General features: G+C 59.7%; 20 protein-coding genes. 17 read left to right on the top strand and 3 right to left on the bottom strand.

All coding sequences use genetic code 11. The features are described from left to right. Positions 1–40 precede the first annotated feature (40 nt). From DAUD_RS11180 to DAUD_RS11140, 9 genes are all read left to right on the top strand, one after another. The gene (locus tag DAUD_RS11180; RefSeq protein WP_012303266.1) at positions 41–1,393 is read left to right on the top strand and encodes a LysM peptidoglycan-binding domain-containing M23 family metallopeptidase; all 1,353 of its coding nucleotides are present in this window, start codon (positions 41–43) and stop codon (positions 1,391–1,393) included. Positions 1,394–1,686: 293 nt separating this feature from the next. Continuing rightward, the gene (locus DAUD_RS12865; RefSeq protein WP_012303265.1) at positions 1,687–2,262 is read left to right on the top strand and encodes a tetratricopeptide repeat protein; all 576 of its coding nucleotides are present in this window, start codon (positions 1,687–1,689) and stop codon (positions 2,260–2,262) included. Positions 2,263–2,403: 141 nt separating this feature from the next. After that, on the top strand, positions 2,404–3,264 hold the full coding sequence (locus DAUD_RS11170) for a peptidase MA family metallohydrolase (protein ID WP_012303264.1): 861 nt from the start codon (positions 2,404–2,406) through the stop codon (positions 3,262–3,264). A 71-nt stretch (positions 3,265–3,335) separates the two neighbouring features. Beyond that, entirely contained in the window at positions 3,336–4,583 is a 1,248-nt protein-coding gene (gene murA / locus DAUD_RS11165; RefSeq protein ID WP_456298455.1) for a UDP-N-acetylglucosamine 1-carboxyvinyltransferase, read from the top strand. 508 nt (positions 4,584–5,091) lie between these two features. Continuing rightward, complete coding sequence (gene dsrA, locus DAUD_RS11160) at positions 5,092–6,513, top strand: dissimilatory-type sulfite reductase subunit alpha (RefSeq protein ID WP_012303262.1); 1,422 nt, start codon at positions 5,092–5,094, stop codon at positions 6,511–6,513. A 12-nt stretch (positions 6,514–6,525) separates the two neighbouring features. Next, the gene (gene dsrB, locus DAUD_RS11155; protein ID WP_012303261.1) at positions 6,526–7,716 is read left to right on the top strand and encodes a dissimilatory-type sulfite reductase subunit beta; all 1,191 of its coding nucleotides are present in this window, start codon (positions 6,526–6,528) and stop codon (positions 7,714–7,716) included. A gap of 28 nt (positions 7,717–7,744) precedes the next feature. Next, positions 7,745–7,978: a dissimilatory sulfite reductase D family protein gene (locus DAUD_RS11150; protein WP_012303260.1), complete on the top strand. Its 234-nt coding sequence runs from the start codon at positions 7,745–7,747 to the stop codon at positions 7,976–7,978. Between the two features lie 98 nt (positions 7,979–8,076). Beyond that, on the top strand, positions 8,077–8,706 hold the full coding sequence (locus tag DAUD_RS11145; RefSeq protein WP_012303259.1) for a tetratricopeptide repeat protein: 630 nt from the start codon (positions 8,077–8,079) through the stop codon (positions 8,704–8,706). Positions 8,707–8,718: 12 nt separating this feature from the next. Next, positions 8,719–9,342 (top strand): YkgJ family cysteine cluster protein, encoded by a 624-nt coding sequence (locus DAUD_RS11140; protein ID WP_012303258.1) that lies wholly within the window; start codon positions 8,719–8,721, stop codon positions 9,340–9,342. 68 nt (positions 9,343–9,410) lie between these two features. Here DAUD_RS11140 and DAUD_RS11135 read toward each other — a convergent pair whose 3' ends face one another. The 3 genes from DAUD_RS11135 to DAUD_RS11125 all read right to left on the bottom strand — a co-directional run bounded on the left by DAUD_RS11135 (position 9,411) and on the right by DAUD_RS11125 (position 12,447). Further along, a complete protein-coding gene (locus DAUD_RS11135; protein WP_012303257.1) occupies positions 9,411–10,562 on the bottom strand; it encodes a DVU0298 family protein in 1,152 nt (383 codons plus the stop codon). 4 nt (positions 10,563–10,566) lie between these two features. Beyond that, positions 10,567–10,809: an FmdB family zinc ribbon protein gene (locus DAUD_RS11130; RefSeq protein WP_012303256.1), complete on the bottom strand. Its 243-nt coding sequence runs from the start codon at positions 10,807–10,809 to the stop codon at positions 10,567–10,569. Positions 10,810–11,115: 306 nt separating this feature from the next. Beyond that, a complete protein-coding gene (locus DAUD_RS11125; protein WP_012301317.1) occupies positions 11,116–12,447 on the bottom strand; it encodes a transposase in 1,332 nt (443 codons plus the stop codon). 541 nt (positions 12,448–12,988) lie between these two features. On the opposite strand from DAUD_RS11125, the gene DAUD_RS11120 reads away from it, so the two are divergent. From DAUD_RS11120 to DAUD_RS11085, 8 genes are all read left to right on the top strand, one after another. Beyond that, on the top strand, positions 12,989–13,171 hold the full coding sequence (locus tag DAUD_RS11120; protein ID WP_012303255.1) for an indolepyruvate ferredoxin oxidoreductase subunit alpha: 183 nt from the start codon (positions 12,989–12,991) through the stop codon (positions 13,169–13,171). A 236-nt stretch (positions 13,172–13,407) separates the two neighbouring features. Continuing rightward, positions 13,408–14,175: a respiratory nitrate reductase subunit gamma gene (locus DAUD_RS11115; protein ID WP_012303254.1), complete on the top strand. Its 768-nt coding sequence runs from the start codon at positions 13,408–13,410 to the stop codon at positions 14,173–14,175. Positions 14,176–14,201: 26 nt separating this feature from the next. After that, positions 14,202–15,587 (top strand): (Fe-S)-binding protein, encoded by a 1,386-nt coding sequence (locus tag DAUD_RS11110; protein WP_012303253.1) that lies wholly within the window; start codon positions 14,202–14,204, stop codon positions 15,585–15,587. Between the two features lie 105 nt (positions 15,588–15,692). Further along, the gene (locus DAUD_RS11105) at positions 15,693–16,010 is read left to right on the top strand and encodes a TusE/DsrC/DsvC family sulfur relay protein (protein ID WP_012303252.1); all 318 of its coding nucleotides are present in this window, start codon (positions 15,693–15,695) and stop codon (positions 16,008–16,010) included. 77 nt (positions 16,011–16,087) lie between these two features. Further along, positions 16,088–17,485: a cobyrinate a,c-diamide synthase gene (locus tag DAUD_RS11100; RefSeq protein WP_012303251.1), complete on the top strand. Its 1,398-nt coding sequence runs from the start codon at positions 16,088–16,090 to the stop codon at positions 17,483–17,485. After that, on the top strand, positions 17,486–17,809 hold the full coding sequence (cutA, locus tag DAUD_RS11095) for a divalent-cation tolerance protein CutA (RefSeq protein WP_012303250.1): 324 nt from the start codon (positions 17,486–17,488) through the stop codon (positions 17,807–17,809). It abuts the gene before it with no gap. 2 nt (positions 17,810–17,811) lie between these two features. Beyond that, complete coding sequence (gene nfi, locus DAUD_RS11090) at positions 17,812–18,486, top strand: deoxyribonuclease V (RefSeq protein ID WP_200858710.1); 675 nt, start codon at positions 17,812–17,814, stop codon at positions 18,484–18,486. 355 nt (positions 18,487–18,841) lie between these two features. Next, positions 18,842–19,414 carry a cell wall hydrolase gene (locus tag DAUD_RS11085; protein WP_012303248.1) on the top strand — a complete coding sequence of 191 codons (573 nt, stop codon included), beginning with the start codon at positions 18,842–18,844 and terminating at the stop codon, positions 19,412–19,414. Positions 19,415–19,439: the final 25 nt, after the last annotated feature.

The raw sequence follows: 19,439 nt of genomic DNA, 5'->3' as shown, positions 1-19,439 counted from the left end.
GATTGACGTATCTGCTTGAAATACGGGAGGAGGAGTGTTTTTGCCCCTGAAATTCTTGTGTCGCAGAACTCCGCGGGTCCGGCGGCCCAATCCGCTGGGTATCGCCGTTTTTCTATTGAGTTTGTTGGTGCTGGCGGGCAATAGCCCGGCATTGAATAAAGGAACCTGGGCGGTGTCGGTTGACGGTGAGCCGGTGGCCCGGGTTTCTGATTTTCAGAGCCTGGAACGGGCTTTGGTCAACTTGTCGTCCCAGTACGGGGAAATCGAAGGGCGGCCTGTGGCTTGGGCCCGGGTCAACGCCGTACGCGTACCCGGCGGCGGGGTCACTATCGGCGCCCAGGAACTCGAGGACCGGCTGGCCGAAGCACTTGGATTTGCCCGGGATGCGGTCGCCGTTTGTATTGACGGTGAGAAGCGGTTTGTTTTTGCGGACCGGGCCGCGGCCAAGGAGTTCCTGAACCGGGTGTTGGATTCCTACACGGTCGAGGATGGGGCGGAAAGACGGTTCCTGGAGGACGTTCAGTTGGTGGGGACAAGAGTGCGCTGTGATGAGGTTACGAGCGTGGAAGAGGCCGTTCTCCTGGCCCGGCAAGACATTGAGAATGTCCAGAAATACCGGATTCGTGAAGGTGACACGCTCTGGGATGTGGCCGCGAAACACAACCTGTCGGTAACGGATCTTCTAAAGTCCAATCCGGCGGTCAAGGAGAATACCATCCTGCGAATCGGGGACGAATTGATCATTGCCCGTCACAAACCCCTCCTGACGGTGGTGACCACCGCCCGGGTGGTGGAAACCCGCGAAATCCCCTACAAAACCACGGTCAAGCGCGATCCCAACCTGCCCGCTGGCCAGAGGAGAGTGCTGGAGGCGGGGGCGGCGGGTCTGGAGGAAGTCACCTTCCGGGTGGTGCGCCAGAACGGCCGTCTGGTCGCGCAAGAGCGCCTGGAAGCCCGGGAGATCAAGCCGGCGGTCAACCGGGTGGAGGTGGCCGGTTCGAAGATTACACTCGCGTCCCGCGGCGGGGGCGGCCAGTTGGTCTGGCCCGCGGGTGGCGGGGTGATTTCCGGGTTCGGTTCGCGGGGCAGGGGCTTTCACAGCGGCATCGACATCGGGGCGGGCTACGGCTCGCCGGTGGTGGCGGCCGGGGCCGGAGTCGTGGTCCGGGCCGGATGGCACGGCGGTTACGGGATCGCGGTGGACATCAGTCACGGAAACGGGGTGGTCACCAGGTACGCGCACATGTCTTCGGTCGCGGTGTCGGCCGGGCAGGAGGTCGATCGCGGGCAGTACATCGGCGCTGTCGGCAGCACCGGCAGATCGACCGGTCCGCACCTCCACTTTGAGGTGCTCCTCAACGGCGAGCCCCATAACCCGTTGAATTACTTGTAGCAGGGCCGAATCCCAAAATGGGGACAGGCCGCTTTTCCGGGAACGCCTTGTGGCCACCGAGCCCAGGACGGAGAGTTTGATCCGGAAAAGCAACCTGTCCCCGTTTGTGTTTGTACTTAAGTGTTCTCGGGTTATTCTGGATTCCGACTCCTGAATTCCGTGTATCCTGACTCCTGTAGTCTGTTTCCTCCAGACTTCTCTTTGCTATCCGTGGGCGAAAAGGTTATAATGATCCCGCTATCGTTCTGAATCCTGACTGTCCCGAATTCGGTATTCCGGTTGGAGTGATAGCTGTGCGCAGGCCGTGGAAGACGTGGCAGAAGGCAGGTTTCTGGGCGATCACCATACTGATCGCCTGCGGTCTCTTAGGTTCATCAGTCTTAGGACTCTGGGGCTTGGGGAGTCTGGACCAGCCCGAAGTTCCCGGCCCGACACCCGCCCTGGATGACTTCGCTCGGAGCGTCCGGCAACTCGAGAAGCAGGTTCAGGACAACCCCGGGGACGTCCAAAGCCGGATACACCTGGCCGCGATTTACCGGAACATGATGGATTACGAACGCTCCATCCAGTTGTTTGAAGAGGTGTTGGCCCTGGAGGCGGACAACCAGCGGGTGCGCCTCGACTTGGCGGAGATGTACCTGCAGTTGGGCGAACACGAACAGGCGATCGGGCAACTGGAGGCCCTGCTGGAAATAAACCCTGGGCACCACCGGGCTCTGTACCTGTACGGAATCGCGCTCGGGTTCGGGCGGGAGGATTACCCGGAAGCGATACGCGCGCTGGAGCGCTTTCTGGCCCTGGTTGGTTCGGGTTCCGAGGCCGACCACGCTCGGACTTTGATCCAGGAGTGGAAAACCGGTCAGCGGTAACACTCCGGACCGGTTTTGCACAAAATACCTGTTGGCCCGGCCGGGAGACAGGGGTTATAATTTTTGCGGTGAGACGGCACAGCTCGCTCCGGTCCGCCGCAAATTGTGGGGACAGCCACCGGAGCGGAGAGGAGTGGCGCAATGTCCCGGAAAGCCCGCCTCGTAGCCCGATTGACGCTCGTATCCGTGCTGGTCAGTTCGCTGGTACTGATGAAAATACCCACCGTTCCCAATTTGTATATCAATTCCCTGATCCGGGAAATCAATAAACGGGTTCTGGTCTGGTACAGTTATTCCCGGGGAATGGACGCGCTGTCCGGGGAGCGGTTTATCGTTTTTTACCACGCCGGCCGCCAGCGTGAAGCGGAAATGGTTTTAACGGCTGCCGAAGGTTTTTACCCGGCCCTTGCCGAAAACTTTGGACTGGAGATCCAGGGTCCGGTCCCGGTACTCCTTTACGACGACCGGGAAAGCTTGAACAAAAGCTTCGGCTGGCCGGCCGACGCCGACACCTTGGGTGTGTACTGGGCGGGCAGCATCCGGGTGCTGTCTCCGGACGCCTGGATCAATTCCGCGGACGAACGGGACTACTACCGGGTGTTTGCCGAACTCGGGCCCATGTCGCACGAAATTGCGCATCTTTTTGTCGACTATCTTTCCATGGGCAACTGTCCCCGCTGGTTCAACGAGGGGGTGGCCCAGTATCAGGAACACCGGCTCACCGGGTTCCATTTCGGGGAGGCATGTTCCTTCCCGCTGGAGAAAGCATTTTCGCTGGAGGAATTGGCCGGTTTCGATACGCTGGAGGAACAGAACCGGGCTTACCACCAGTCCTTCAGTATCGTTTCCTTCCTGGTGGAAACCTACGGGTGGCCTGCCGTCGTCTCCGTCTTGAGGGAATTCGGGCGGGGTGCGGACCTGGAGGATGGCCTGAAAAGGGTATTCGGCATTGATCCCAATACTTTGGACGGAGAGTGGAAGCGTTGGGTAAGGTACCGGTAGGAATAAACCCGACCCCGAAGAATATGAAACTAGCAGTTGACCAGCGGGGGGACAGGCGAACCTTGAACAAAATGGTGGTGCGTGGTTCCCGGCCGCTTCGGGGCCGGATCCGGGTGAGCGGGGCCAAGAACGCAACCCTGGCCATTCTGTGTGCCTGTGTACTGTCCAAGAACGAGGTCATCCTCGAGAATATCCCCGACATCAGCGATGTGCGGGTGATGCTGGAGATCATTTCCTACCTGGGCCTACAGGCCACTTGGCTCGGTGAAGACGTGCTGAAGATTTCCGGTGCCGCCCGGGTGGGTGACGAAACCCCGTACCAGTTGACCAAGAAACTCCGGGCGTCCAACCTGCTGCTGGGACCCCTGATGGCCCGGAACACCGCGGCCCGGGTAGCCCTGCCTGGAGGCTGCAACATCGGCAGCCGGCCCATGGATCTGCATTTCAAGGGTCTGACCAGCATGGGGGCGGACCTTGAGATCCGCAGCGGTTATATCGAGGGACGGGTGTCCGGCCGGCTCCAGGGAGCCAGGGTTTACCTGGACTTTCCGAGCGTGGGGGCCACGGAGAACATCATGATGGCCGCCGTCCTGGCCGAAGGGCAGACCATCCTCGAAAACGTGGCCAAAGAGCCCGAGGTCGTCGACCTCGCCAATTTCCTGAACGCCCTGGGGGCGAGGATACGCGGGGCCGGCACCGACCTGATCCGGATCGACGGCGTGCCTGAGCTTTCCGCCCCGGTCCGGTACAGTGTCATCCCCGACCGCATCGAGGCGGGTACCTTTATGGTGGCCGCCGCCGCCACCGGCGGGGATGTGAGCCTGGAACACGTGATTCCGCCCCACGTTGAGCCTTTAAGCGCGAAACTCAGGGAGGCCAATGTCCGCGTGGAGGAGGCGGAGGACACCATCCGGGTGTCCACTCCCGAGCCCCTGCTGCCGATCAATATTAAAACAATGCCCTATCCCGGGTTTGCCACCGACATGCAGTCCCAGATGATGAGTCTTTTGTCGGTTGTTCCGGGCACCAGTATCATCGTGGAGAACATTTTTGAAAATCGTTTCCAGGTCGCCCAGGAACTGCGGCGCATGGGCGCCCAGATCAAGGTGGAAGGCCGGGTGGCGGTTATCGAGGGAATACCCCGGTTGCACGGGACCCAGGTCAAGAGTACCGACCTGCGGGCCGGCGCCGCCCTGGTGATCGCTGGGCTGATGGCCGAAGGCACCACCGAAATCCAGAATGCCCATTTCATTGACCGCGGCTACCGCGACCTGGAGGCGCGGCTTAGGAGCTTGGGTGCCGATGTGAAGAGAGTGTAGTTTCCGTCTGGTATGTATGTGATTACCAGTCACAAAAAAAATACCTCTTCAGGCAGGAATAATCGAAAACACCACGAAGTCTGTTTAGGTGAGATATTATATCGCCTCTGGTGCACAGGCCCGTTTTGGGAATGTGTCCAGCCTCTGGTGCCTTCCACTTCCGGTGGCCTTCGTTGTTGGAGGAGCTGGGTGGGTTTTGGTGCCTTTTTGCCGAAATCTTTGGCTGACTCAAGAATCTAGTCGTCCAGTTCGAAGGGGGGACGGTGAAGCGCTATCGGAAGACAGCGCCGTGCGGGCGTTCATGCGGATGGCGGATTGAAAAAGCTCCACTGGCCTCGCCGTTGTTGAGTTGAGTGCAGGTGAAGCCGGGCAAAAAGGGACTTTCCATTAATAAGGCTCAGGTTGTGGCAAGCGTTGAATTGTGTTTTCTGGAGGGGGGTGCAACCGAACCGATTTCATAGTTCCGGGGGGATCATTCTCGACGAGTACTTATCAAGGAGGTATAAGTATGGCTTTTGAGCCGAAACGGCCACAGAAAACGTACACCTATGATGACGTGCGCCTGTACACCGACGCAGAACTGAAGAACTATACGGAGGACGAAGAGAAGAACTTTAAGATAAAGCACGACATCCCCTTGCTCGAGCAGCTGGAAAGCGGCCCGTGGCCCAGCTTCGTGGCCGACGCCAAGCGCTATGCGCTCCGCCGGCGCAAGCTTGGAGAAGAAGGCAAGCTTCTCATCAACCCGGACGTGGTCGAGGACCTGCTCGGCCAGGTGGAACTGTCCTTCGTGCACGGTGAGACGCACTGGAAGCACGGCGGCATCGTCGGCGTGATCGGATACGGCGGCGGCGTCATCGGCCGCTATTCCGACGTGGCGGAAAAATATCCAGGCGTGGCGCACTTCCACACCGTCCGCGTCGCCCAGGTGCCCAGCAAGTTCTACAACACCGCTTTCCTGCGCGGCCTCGCCGACCTCTGGGAGTACCGCGGAAGCGGCCTCATGAACTTGCACGGTTCCACCGGCGACATCATCTTCCTCGGCACCTTCACCGAGCAGCTGGAGCCCCTCTTCCAGGAACTGACCCAGGTGCTGGACGTGGACCTCGGCGGTTCGGGCTCCAACCTGCGCACGCCGGAATGCTGTGTGGGTAAGGCCCGTTGCCAGTACGCCCTGTACGACACCCAGGAAATGTGCTACGAAATGACCATGCACTACCAGGACGAGCTGCACCGGCCGGCCTTCCCGTACAAGTTCAAGTTCAAGTTCGACGGTTGCCCGAACGGCTGCGTGGCGTCCATCGCCCGCGCGGACATGTCTTTCATCGGCACCTGGTGCGACGACATCCGGATCGACCAGGACGCGGTCCAGGGCTACATCAACGGCGAGTTCCCGCCCGGCGGCGGCAGCCACTCCGGCCGGGACTGGGGCAAGTTCGACATCTACGCGGAGGTCATCAATCGTTGCCCGACCGGCTGCATGTCCCTGGAGGACGGCAAGCTGGTGATCGACAACCCGAACTGCACCCGTTGCATGCACTGCATCAACACCATGCCGCGGGCGCTCAAACCCGGTAAGGAGACCGGCGTCAGCATCCTGATCGGCGGTAAAGCGCCCATTTTGGAAGGGGCCCAGCTTTCTACGCTGATCGTGCCTTTTATGAAGGCCGAACCGCCCTACGACAACGTCAAGGGAGTCATCGACAAAGTCTTCGAGTGGTGGATGGAAGAGGGCAAGAACCGTGAGCGCATAGGCGAGACCATTCAACGCATAGGCCTGCAGCGGTTCTGCGACATCATCGGCGTGCCGCCCGCACCGCAGATGGTGAAGGAGCCGCGGACCAACCCGTACATCTTCTGGAAGGAAGAAGACGTGCCGGGCGGCTTCGAGCGCGATATCAACGACTACCGGTCCAGACACGCAAGATAGGAGGTTTGAAGGATGGCGTTATCTAAAGAAAGACTCGGCAGGTTCAACCCGGACAACCATATGGAAGGCCGGGTGACGGACATCGGCCCGCGTCACTACTGGCAGTTCTTCCCGCCCGTAATCCAGAACAACTACGGCAAGTGGGCCTACCACGAAATCCTTGAGCCGGGCGTGCTGGTACACGTGTCCGAGACCGGTGACAAGGCTTTCACCGTTCGGTGCGGCGGCATGCGGTTCATGACCGTGGAATTCCTGCGGGAGCTGTGCGACATCGCCGACCGGTTCGCCGACGGCTATGTGCGTTTTACCACCCGCAACAACATCGAGTTCATCGTGGACAGCCTCGAAAAGGTCGAGGCCCTGAAGGCGGAACTCGCCAAGCATACCTTCGCCATCGGCGGCAGCCTCAAGTTCCCGGTCGGCGGGACAGGCGCGGGCGTGACCAACATCGTCCACACCCAGGGTTTCATCCACTGCCACACGGCGGCCGTGGACGCTTCCTCTATGGTGAAGGCGCTCATGGACGGACTGTTCGAACACTTCACCTCGATGGACCTCCCGGCCCAGGTCCGGGTATCCATGGCCTGCTGTCTGAACATGTGCGGCGCCGTGCACTGCTCGGACATCGCGCTTCTGGGTTACCACCGCAAGCCCCCGGCTATCGACCACGAAGTATTGCACAAGATCTGCGAGATTCCGCTGGCCATCGCCTCCTGCCCGACGGCGGCCATTTCCCCCGGCAAGACCGAGGATGGCCTGAAAACGGTCAAGATCAAGGTGGAACGGTGCATGTTCTGCGGCAACTGCTACACCATGTGTCCGGCGCTGCCGCTGGCGGACGGCCAGGGCGACTGCGTGGTCATGATGGCGGGCGGCAAGGTGTCCAACCGCATCAGCCCGCCCACGTTCTCCAAGGTCATCATTCCGTACCTGCCGAACAACCACCCCCGGTTCCCGGAAGTGGTGGAAGCGACGAAGCAGGTGCTGAACGCCTACGCCGCCGACGCCCGCAAGTACGAGCGCATCGGCGACTGGGCCGCTCGGATCGGCTGGGAGAAATTCTTCGAGAAGTGCAACCTGCCCTTCACCGAGCACCTGATCGACGACTACCGGCTGGCGTACGACACCTACCGCACCAGCACGCAGTTCAAGTACACCGACGCGGCTTGGGCGGTTACCAGGGCGGCTGAGGGAGAAGAATAGGACCATCAGATTAAGGGAGATGCTATAAATGGACGACCTTAAACAAGCGATCGTTGAGTACTTGCAGAGTGGAAAGACCAAGACGAAGTTTTACTTCAACGAAATCGACAAGGCTGTTAAGGATAAAATTCCGAGCGCTAAAACCCTGCAAGTCAAAAAGGCCTGCTCGGCCCTGATCAATGAGGGCGTGCTGGAGTACTATTCCACCGGTAGCACCACAATGTACGGCCTGAAGGGCGCGGGTATTCGGACAGAGGGTTAGATCCATACGGTCATTCTGAAATCAGGGTGGTGAGAGAGGCTGCCCCGCGACTGCGGGCGGCCTCTTTCCCTGCCGCCGCGTAAAGGATGTGTGGTCATATGCCGCGGGAACCGCAGGGTTCCGAGGAGTTCATCGCGGAGCAGAAGCGGATTCTGAAGGAAAACGAGGACTGCGCCACCGCCGCCTACAACCTGGGGGTGGCGATGATGCAACAGAACAGGCTTGATGAGGCCCGGGAACACTTCGAGAAAGCGATCGAGACGGGCAGCCGGATGTTCGAGGCCTACGTTAACCTCGGCTACATCTACTTTAAAGAGGGTGACATGGAAAAGGTCGCCGAAGTCAACCGGAAGGCCGTGGAACTGGAGCCCCGCTACGCCCGCGGTTACGCGAACCTGGGCTTTGCTTACCTGCAAATGGCCAAGACCGGCGAGGCGATCGAGGCGCTTCAAAAAGCCCTGGAACTCAACCCGGAGATCGCCCAAGCCTGGAACAACCTGGCCAACGCCTACCTGCAACGGGGTGACGTGGACAAGGCGATCGAGGTCGGTGAAAGACTGATTGCCCTCGCTCCGAATTTTGGCCTGGGACACAACAACTTAGCCGTGGCGTATTACCATAAGGGCGATTTTCCCAAGGCGGTCAAGCACGCCGATATTGCCGCGAGTTTGGGCTTCGCGCTGCACCCCGAGTTCGCGCAAATACTTGAACCCTATCGCCGAAAGTAAAGGAAGAGAGTCATGCCGGAAGAATTGTTCCGCGAATACGAGCGGTTGGTGACGGGTGCGGACGCGGCGTTCCGGAAAATGGAGCGCGACCACGGCGAGCGGATTCGCTGTGCCAAGCACTGCGTCGATTGCTGTCACGCCATTTTCGGCTTGTTCTTGATCGAATCCGTATACCTGAAGCAGCTCTTTGACGAATTGGGCGCGAACGAGAAAGCCGCAGCGCTCTTGCGGGCGGACAAGGCGGATAAGGCGCTGGCGGCGCTGGAGAAAAGCCTCAAGGAACGGAACGACCCGCACCTGCAGTCCTATGCGCTGGCCCGGGAGAAAATCCGCTGCCCGTTGCTGGATGATAACGACGAGTGTGTTCTCTACCCCTTCCGGCCCATCACCTGCCGCGTGTACGGCATCCCGACGGTGATCGGCGGCCGGGCTTTCGTCTGCGGCCAGGCCGGGTTCGAAGAGGGCCAGTCTTATCCGGCCTTCGATCTTGATGCAGTGTACCGGAGCCTGCACCGGCTGTCGCGGGAACTCTTGGTGCGGGCCGGGGAAACAGATCTGGAGCGGGCGGACTTTCTGGTTTCCGTATCCAAAACCCTGAAATCGTCCCTGGAAGAACTGATCAAGCTGAGGGACTAAGAACTAGAATTCAGAATGTTGTTAGGCGATTTTCATTGTATACGGCCCCGCGCGACGGCATGGTTGTCTCATTCTGGCTTTTGGCTTTTGGTTTCTGGCTTCTGGCTTCTGAATTCTATATTCTCCAAGGCCTCCGCGGCCAGCTGGCCGACCGTTTTCCTCGTGATTCTCCCATCCTCGTAAAACTCGACCGCCTCTTCCCGGCCCGCGATTGCGGCCAGGCCGGGTCTGGCTTCGGATGCGGCCAGGTTGCCGAGCACCCACGCCGTGCAGCCCCTGGTCTCGGGATTGGGGTCCTGGAGGAAAAGCAGGAGGCGGGGGATCGTCCAGCGGACCAATTCCGGCCGGACCCGGGCGACGGTGCCTATGCCCCTGACGGCTTGCGGCCTTAGGCCTTCGTCCTGCAAGAACTGGTACAGCACCGGGATGTAGCCGCCGAAAACCCCGGGTGCGTGGGCGATGATTTCGCCCATGGCCTCCAGGGCGCCCCAGTTCGACGCGGCGGAGTACTGGAACGAATTGGCCAGCTCTTGAAGCAGGTTGGCGACTGGTGCCGGGTCTTCGGCCGCGATCACGGCCGAAACCCGGCCCAGGGTTTCGGTCACCCGGAAACGGAAGAGCCGGTCTCCGGAACACAGGAGGCGCTGCAGGTGCCGGAGCACCTTCTTGTCCTGCGCGGCGGCGGCCTCCAGGAGCGGTTCAATGCGGTTGGCACCGACCAATTCTTCGACCTGTTTTTTGGTCAGAGAACTCTTGCGGACGGCAGGGGTCCTGACGGCGGCCCGGACGAAAGGCTCGGGCTCGGACCGCAGTAGTCTTCTCGCCGCTCCTTCACCGGTCACTTCCTGGATTTCCTGGTGCAGCCGCACAAAGTACAGGGCACCGGCGACCCTCCGCCCTTCATAAGCGCCCCCGGGGACAATATAGTGTGATTGGTCGTCGTATCTCTCAAGGATCTTCTCGGAATAGTCCTCTCCGGACGCCAGGTCCGAAGCCAGTTCCCAATCCATGTCGCAGGCTAGGACCAGTGCCTCCAGAAAAGCCGACCCCAGGTTGTGTCCGGTGATGTCAAACGTGTACACCGCGCCGCAGGCGCAAGCGCCCGCGGGCATCTCCCCGGGCCGGCGGGTCTTCAACTCGCGTGGCCGGTCGATGGCCATTCCGCAAAAGGGGCAGGACACCTTCTTGACCAGTTCTTTACCGAAGCCTACGTTTACCACTGCCTCACCTGGTTGGTCCCGGTATTTCCAATGTGGCACAAGTGTTTCCCGCGCTGCACGACTTGGTCGTGATCTTGGGTTTCTGCGGTTTGCCGGAGCCCATTACGTAATTGGTGCTGCTGATCACGCGCTCGAACGATTCCGAACGGCATTTGGGACAGGCGACCTCGACCCCCTTGTCCGAATTCCGGAAAAACTTTTCAAAAAGGTCGCCGCACTCCAGGCATCGAAACTCGAAAACAGGCATTGATTTCGCCTCCTTAGTACAACAGGAAACGGATCTGCGGCTTCAAGCGCCGCCGCACTCAGAATACCAGCAGTCAGGGGCGCCTGTCAATTGACGAGCAATGTCAGCGTTTTGCGTTGTAAGCATTTTTGGTCCCGACAAGGCAACGCCCACACCCGGCACCGGCTGTTCCCCAAGCCACAAAACACAGTTAGCAACTGGGGTAAATGGAGTATATAGACTATGCCGCTCTGCCAAAGGGCAAACTTACCCCAGCGCCACTCTGGGCGTCTCTTGGCAGGTAATCTGTTTTCCGGTTGAGCCCCGTCAGGCCGCCTTCACCAGGCTCCTTAAGTCTATTCCTTGTTTTTGTCGCAGTCGGCCCACGGCCATCGCCAGCATCACCATCAGGGCCAACCCGCAACGCAGCTTCATCTTCTTCAAGCCCCGAATGAAATGCTTTTCAAATCCGTAGGCCTCGTCCAGGCGGGCATTTACCCTTTCTACCGCCGTACGCTTTTTGTAGAGTGTTTTCCACTTGTAGCTGGACCGCGCCAGCGGGGTGAAGATCCGCCGGTCTTCCACCAGGGGAATACGTATCCCACCGGTTGCGGCACATTGTTCCATGCCCCGGCACTCTACTCCGTAGTGCCGGGCCGGACAGCGGTATTTCAAGGTTTCCCGGTCTTTCTCAAATCCCCCGAAGGCCATCTCGCGACGTTTGTTTGTCTCGGGGCAGCAACAATAAACCGTTCCACGGTAATCGTAAACGATGTTCTCCTTACCGGTTACAAGCCACGTCTCCTCGCCGTCCCGCCACGTGTTGCGGATGTCAATCACGGGCTTGATCCGGTATTCGTCCCAGAGTTTCACGTTTAGCTTGATGTCGTCAAAGGCTTTGTCCGCCGCCAATGCCTCGCAGCGGGCCACAATCTCCGGATGCTCTTTCGCCACCCGATCAATGAGTATATGTCCCTCTTTCACGTCGCTGGCCGACGCCTTTGTCACCGCAAATCCCACCGGCAGTTCATAAACAGCGTCAACTACAAGGTGGAGTTTGTAGCCAAACCACCACACGACTTTTTCCCATAGGGTGCCGCCTTTCTTACGCCCCCGGTATGTTTTCCGGCCCCAGTCCGCATCGGTGTCCCGGCGCCCGTCAGGCTTTTGGACCTTCTCTTCTTCATCCCGCTTTTTGCCCCGGGCCAGACTGCTGACGGCTTTGCTGTCTATGGCCAAAATTCGACCGAAATCCGGTAGCAGCACTCTTATTTCATCCACCAGCCGCGTAAATATGTTTTCCACTTCGTCGGCGTGCCGCATCAGTTTCACCAAGATGCGGCTGTATATGTAAGAAGGCGGAACGGCATCCTCGCCCCGGGCCGGATCAAAACCGCAAAGTTCCCGCAACTGGCCGTTCCGGCAGAGTTCCCGCCGCAGGCTCTCCACAGACACGTGCTGAAATACGATCCCGGCCAGGATGGAGTTCCAAACCGCCCGCACCGGGTAATCATCCCGTCCCTTACCACGCTCTCTCTCCAGCTTTTGCATCAACTGCTCATCGGGCAGGTGGTTCACTACAAGCAAAAAACGTTCCAAGTCACCGAGTTCGTCGATTTCCTGCCACCCAAAAAGCCGCTGTTGTGGTATAATGGCCATAAGGGAAACCTCCTTCGTGGTTCTTTTTTGGTGGTTACAAAAAGGATTCTCCACAAAAGGGGGTTTCCCTTCTTATTTCTCATTCTCCTTCGCTTTTTCTCCGCTTTTCTCCCTTGGGGTCAATTTTGCCGATCCGCCCGTTACCCATCCCTGCAAACCGCATAAAATCCGGATTGGACCGGGGTAAAATGTTTTTTCCGCAACTCTAAAACAGCCTATTTATCTTTTCTCCCGAACATCGCAAATGGCTTAATGTGGGTTATGGCGGGTTTTCCTCGAAGGCCGTCGATATCCGCCCTTCAAAAACGGGGGCGCCTGCCGCTCGAGGGGGCGCAAAACCATCTCGATACCGGAAGCGCGGTATTTGTTTGAAAAATCAGATCATGCAAAAAAGTTGTTCTCCGGGAGCAGGAATATGGCCAGAGGTCACGAATACATAGCGAATATATTACGTATGGAAATGGCTGTCCCTGGCCGGGTGTCCGGCAAAACCGGCTGGTCGGCTAAATAAAAAAACAAACTTTAAGGGGGGTAAGGGGTTATGTTCGTAGTGGCCGTTGACCAGGGTGTTTGCGACGGTTGCGGAGAATGTACGGAGTCTTGTCCGTCGGAAACCTTGAAACTGGTCGATGGAAAGGCGCAAGTGGTGAACGACGAGTGTATGGGCTGCGAGACCTGTGTCACCATCTGCCCGACCGGCGCGGTGACGCTGCAAGAGGTGTAGTTGCGGTCCAGACAGGTACCGGGGGGTGAAAGGAAGGGAGTGCGCATCGTACACGGTTTGGGGGGGCTACCCCTTCGTTTCACCATTTGAAGACCGCGGCATCCGCCGAGATGCCAAGCGGGTAGTAGGGTTATTGTCAGTTTGCTTGTGAAGCGGCATTATGAACAAACGGTCCCGGAGGGCCGTTTCAATCGACCCTCCGTCAAGACCATTCCCAAAGAAGGAGGTGTTGCTAGGTGAACGTATTTATCGGTCAGATTCTGCCCTACATTGCGGTCACAGTGTTTCTGGGCGGCGTGGCCTGGCGGATCTGGCGCTGGATGATCCCGCGGATCGTGCACAACATTACCTTGTCTCCGTGGCCGAAGAGCTGGTCCGCGGCTATCGTCTGGATGCTTTGGCAGTTGGCCACTTTTTGGAACCTCTTGAAGTTTGACCGGCCGCTGTGGGTTGGCGCCTGGTTCATGCACATCGCCCTGTTTCTCATGCTGGCGGGGCATGTTCAGGCCTTTTACACCCTGGGGTTGCAGTTCCACATCCTGGCGCCCGGCTTTATCACTCCGGAGCTGAGCCTCAAGATGTCGGACTGGTTCGGTACCGGCCTGGGAATCGTCTTCTGGTTGGCGCTGGTGTACCTGCTGGGGCGGCGCTTGGTTGTTGAGCAGGTCCGGACCATCTCCTCGGCGAGTGATTATGTGCACCTGTTGCTGCTGATCGCTATCGCCACGCTGGGTAATATCATGCGCCTATTCCCCGAATACCATGTGGGATATGCCCCGGTTCGGGAGTACCTCGCGGGACTTTTCCTTTTCCAACCGCACCCGATGCCCGACAGTCTTTTCTTTATCACCAAGTACACGCTGGTAATGATCCTGATGATTATCTTCCCGTTCAGCAAACTGATGCACTCTTTCGGCTTTTTCTGGGAGCGGTGGATCATTAACCGGCCGTTCCATGAACCGGCTCGCGGTCTGCCGGGTGCCAGGGTGCAGCTTCCCAAATAGCCGTTGAGAAAGGAGGTGTTCCTTAAATGAGTGAGACAAATGGGTTGAGGCAGCCCAAGCGGGCTTCCGAAGACCTGTTTTTAAAACTGGGGGTCGTACCCGTACCCGACAGCCAGAAAGTGGCGGCGGCGATCCAGCACCTGGACGAATTCCGCCACAAGGTGCGTTCCTTTGTAATGGCTATGGAGTCGTGCGTCAAGTGCGGTGCCTGCGCCGAGAACTGCCACACCTACCTGGGGACGCGGGATCCGAACAACATCCCGGCCGGCCGGGCCGACCTGATCCGGAAAGTTTACAAGCGCCACTTCACCGTGCAGGGGAAACTCTTCCCGGGTCTGGTGGGCGCCCAGGACCTGGACTTGGAAACCATTGAAAAGTGGTTCAGCTATTACTACCAGTGTTCCGAGTGCCGGCGCTGCGCGCACGTCTGCCCCTTCGGCATCGATACCGCCGAGGTGACGATGATTGGGCGGCAGATCCTGTTCTGGCTGGGCATCGGGCCGCAACTCCACACCGCCACTGCGGGCGCGATCCTGCGGACCGGCAACCATATGGGCCTGACCCAGGCTGGGATCATCGACACGCTTGACTTTTTGTCCGAGGAGATTGCGGAGGAGTACGATGGGCTCAAGGTTACGTTCCCGGTCGACAAGCCGGATTCGGACATCCTTTACGTCCCATCGTCGGCCGACTTCGCGCTGAATCCGAACACGCTGAAAGGCGCGGCCATGTTCTTCCATTACGTCGGTGCCAACTGGACCATCTCCAGCCGCATCACCGAGGCCGGGAACTTCGGCTACCTGATGGACCAGAACCGCGTCCAGCGGGAGATGGTGACCAGGCTGATGGAGGAAACCACCCGCCTGGGCTGCAAGAAGATCGTCTGGGGCGAGTGTGGTCACGGCTGGCGCGCGACCAAGATGTACGTACCGACCATGTCGGACTTGCCGGCCTCCAGGAGGATTCCAATGACCCACATCCACGACGAGGTCGAGGCCTATATCAAGGCTGGGCTGCTCGAACTGGACCCGAAGCGCAATGCGCGCAGCATTACGCTGCACGATCCCTGCAACTACGCTCGGGCCTGCGGGCACAGCGACAACATGCGCGTCATAATGAACGCGGTGGTGCCGAAGGGCGCCTTCACGGAAATGACGCCCAACCGGGAGGCCAACTTCTGCTGCGGCGGCGGTTCCGGAATCCTGTTTGACGACCCGAAGATGTACCAGTACCGGATCTTGGCCTCCAACAAGAAGGCCGAACAGGTACGGGCGACCAACGTCGAGGTTCTGTGTGCCCCGTGTTCCATCTGCAAAGCCCAGCTCTACCCCATGGTCAAGGAACACAAACTTCCCGTGGAGGTAGTCGGGCTGATCGATCTGGTGGGCAATGCGCTGGTGTTTCGCGACTAACGGCAGCTGTGTTATAATTAGCTGGCAAGCTGTTAGTCCTGAGTACCGGCACTTTTAAAAAAAGGAGTTCAATAATAATATTTCTAAGAAGGAGGTGTTTGGACAATGCCGTTTGTCGAAGTTGAAGGAAAACAGGTGGAAGTCGACGAGGACGGCTTCATGGTCGACCCCGCGGCTTGGTGGCCGGGGTGGGCGCACTATGTGGCCAAGCAGGAGGGCATTGGTGAGCTTACCGAGCGGCACTGGCACGTAATAGACTTTCTTAAGGACTATTACGCCAAGACCGGCATCGCCCCGATGATTCGCAAACTTTGCAAGGAAAGCGGCATCCCCTTGAAGGAGATGTACGAGCTGTTCCCCACCGGCCCGGCGAAGGGCGCCTGCAAGTGTGCCGGTCTACCCAAGCCCACCGGCTGCGTGTAAGTAGCGACAATTTTGCCAAAGCTTAACCCGGGGACCCACCCCGGGTTAAGCGTGTCTTTAAGGCGGGTGACGTGCAAGTGGAAGGCAGGCCGCGGGTGGTCATTGCCGCACCGCAGGGCCGGTCGGGAAAAACAACGGTTACCGCTGCGCTGATCGCCGCCCTGCGTGGGCGGGGACTCGCGGTCCAGCCGTTCAAAAAGGGTCCCGACTTCATTGACCCGAGCTGGTTGACGCGGGTTGCCGGCCGGAGTTGCCGCAACCTGGACCGTTTCCTGATGGACGAACCGACACTGGCCGGTTCGTTTATGCGGGCGACGGCGGATGCGGACATCGCCGTAATCGAAGGGGCGATGGGCCTGTTTGACGGTGTGGACGTGGAGGGAAGCGGCAGCACCGCGGAGATTGCGCGGATTTTGAAAGCGCCGGTCATCCTGGTGGTGAATGCGGTGCGCATGACCCGCAGCGCCGCCGCGGTCGTGCTTGGCTGCCGGATGTTTGACCCGCGGGTGCACCTGGCCGGTGTGGTGTTTAACAACGTCGCCCGGCAGCGGCACCGGGATCTGCTGACGGCGTCTGTCGAGCACTACTGCCGGATCCCGGTGCTGGGTGCCATGCCGAAAAACAGGTCCTACGAGGTGCCCGACCGGCACCTGGGCCTGATTCCGGCCGGTGAGGACGAGCACCTGCTCGGCGCGGTGCATGCCTGGACCGCCGACGCGGAGACCTTTCTAGACGTTGACCGCATTCTGGAAATCGCCCGTGCGGCGCCGCCGCTTCCCGCACCCCCGCCGTTGCCGGCCGCCGTGGCACCGGCCGGCGGCCGGCCGCTGATCGGGGTGATCCGGGACCGGGCCTTCAGCTTCTACTATCCCGAGAATCTGGAGGCCCTGGAACGGGCCGGCGCCGGACTGGTTTACATCAACGCCCTGCACGACGGTCTCCCGGACGTGGACGGGCTTTATGTCGGCGGCGGCTTCCCGGAGGTGTTCGCCGCCGAGCTGGAGGCCAATGTGCGCCTGCGCCGGGCCGTCCGTGAACGGGTCGAGTCCGGGTTGCCCGTGTACGCCGAATGCGGCGGGCTGATGTACATGGGACGGAGGCTTACCTGGAAAGGGAAAAGCTACGCCATGACCGGGGCACTGCCCTTTGAGGTCGATCTGGACGAGCGGCCCCGGGGTCACGGGTACATGATTGTGGACGTCGTTGGGGACAATCCCTACTTTCCGGTTGGGACCACCATCAGGGGGCACGAGTTTCACCACTCGCGGGTGCACGCCCTGGACACCGGGACCGCCCGGCTGGCGTTCCGGGTCCGGAAAGGATACGGTGTAGACGGCGAGTGGGATGGGATCGTTTACCGAAACGTACTGGCGGCCTACAAGCACATTCACGCCCTGTCCGTTCCCGGATGGGCGCCTGGGTTTGTGCTGCGGGCCGCCGCTTACAGTGCTCAGAAGAACAAGGAGGTTCCATAAGTGAGTGCGACCACTCTGGTTTACATTACGGCCCCCAATTTCGAGGAGGCGGAGCGGCTCGCCAGGGGACTGGTGGAGAACAGGCTGGCCGCATGCGCCAACATCATTCCCCGGATTGTGTCCACCTACTGGTGGGACGACCGGGTGCACGAGGCGGAAGAAACCCTGATCATCGCCAAGACCACCGGCGACCTGGTGGACCGGGTGCTTCTCTGGGCCAAGGAAAATCACACCTATGAGGTGCCGGCCATTCTGGCCATCAACACCGTTGACGGGGACGCGGATTTCGTGAACTGGCTGCACGCCGAAGTGCGGAAGAAATGAAGATGCACTCCCTGCACCCCTGGACCATAGAGCCGGCCGGGGCGCGGGAACTCCAGCGGGAGCTGGCCGGACGACTCCGGTTCCAGTTCCCGCCGGGGTTGCGGGTCAGGCACGTGTGCGGCGTCGATGTGTCTTCCGCCCGCACGGATAACCGGCTTTACGCGGCCGCCGTGGTGTTCTCCTTTCCGGAACTCGAACTGGTGGAAGCGGCCACCGCCGTTCTGCCGGCTGCCTTTCCGTACGTGCCGGGTCTGCTGTCCTTCCGGGAAGGCCCGGTCCTGCTGGAGGCCCTGCAACACTTGCGTGTCACTCCCGACGTGGTGCTGTGCGACGGGCAGGGCACGGCCCATCCTCGGGGTGTGGGGATCGCGAGTCATCTCGGACTCTTCCTGGACCGGCCCACCCTGGGGGTGGCGAAGACAGTCCTGGTGGGCGATTACAATCCCCCGGGGCCCGAGCCTGGGGCCGTCTCGCCCCTGGTCCACCAGGGCCGCGTCGTCGGTACCGTCCTCAGAACCAAGCGCGGAGTGAAACCGGTGTTCATCTCCCCCGGGCACCTTGTCGATCCGGATACCGCCGTCGAACTGGCGCTGGCCTGCTGCCAGGGTTACCGCCTACCGGAACCGGTGCGCCAGGCGCACCTTCTGTCTAACCGGCTGCGCCGGGTCAAAGCTTAGTTTCTTAGTTATTGAATATTCAGTAACTAAAGGTTGAAGCTCTAGTTATTGCTGGCTGGGAAGTTGGGGTCGAAGCTCTGTTTCTTAGTTGCAGAAATTTCTGACAAGGACAATCTTGCCTTCGGTTGTTCGGGGTTTTGCATTTTCCTAACCGGCCCGTCGGCCCATTAGCCTTCACCGCTTTTTCTCGAAGGTACGCTCTCCAAATCATGATCATGCTCCCTTTGTGAACTTCAAGCGCGTGCCCCGGTGCACGCCTACTCCGGCGGCCAACGTTAAAACCTTTACCCATTTATAAATTTTTTTGGCCATAACCGTGCACAATAACCGAAATAGACCAACGGAGGATTTTCACGTGAGCCGCCTGCGTATTCGTCGTGAGAGTGCTTTCTTTGTAGTGGTCGTCCTCACCGTCGCCATAGTGGGCCTGGTTGTGGCCTGGCTCACCGGAAGGTGGTTCCAGTACCCGCCCGCGATTGAGTGGCCCGATCTGCCCAGTGTACCTGCCGTCCAGGAGTATGCGCCGGCACCGTTCGGCATGGAAGAAGCTATTCCGGTGACCGGGAGGGTGGGCGGACAAGACGCCGTCCAGTTGCTGGCACGCCTGATCCAGGCCGAAGCCGCCAACGAGCCCTACGTCGGCAAGGTGGCCGTGGGAGCGGTAGTCCTCAACCGGGTAAGGCATGCCTCCTTTCCCAACACCATTCCCGGCGTGATCTTTCAACCGCGAGCCTTTCAACCGGTGGCCAACGGGCGGATCTGGCTGCCGGTCGAACAGGATTCCTACCGGGCGGCCCGGCAGGCCCTGGCCGGTTGGGATCCCAGCCACGGGTCCCTTTATTTCTGGAATCCGGCCAAGTCGACCAGCCCCTGGGTCTGGACCCGCACGATTATCACCAGGATCGGTCGGCACGTTTTTGCCCGCTAGGGCCTCCGGCCGGGTGAGATGAATC

This window comes from Candidatus Desulforudis audaxviator MP104C (genome assembly GCF_000018425.1).
In the GTDB taxonomy this organism is placed as follows: Bacteria; Bacillota; Desulfotomaculia; order Desulfotomaculales; family Desulforudaceae; genus Desulforudis; species Desulforudis audaxviator.
Note: the sequence above shows the minus strand (reverse complement) of the source record. Positions and strands in the feature narration are given on the sequence as shown.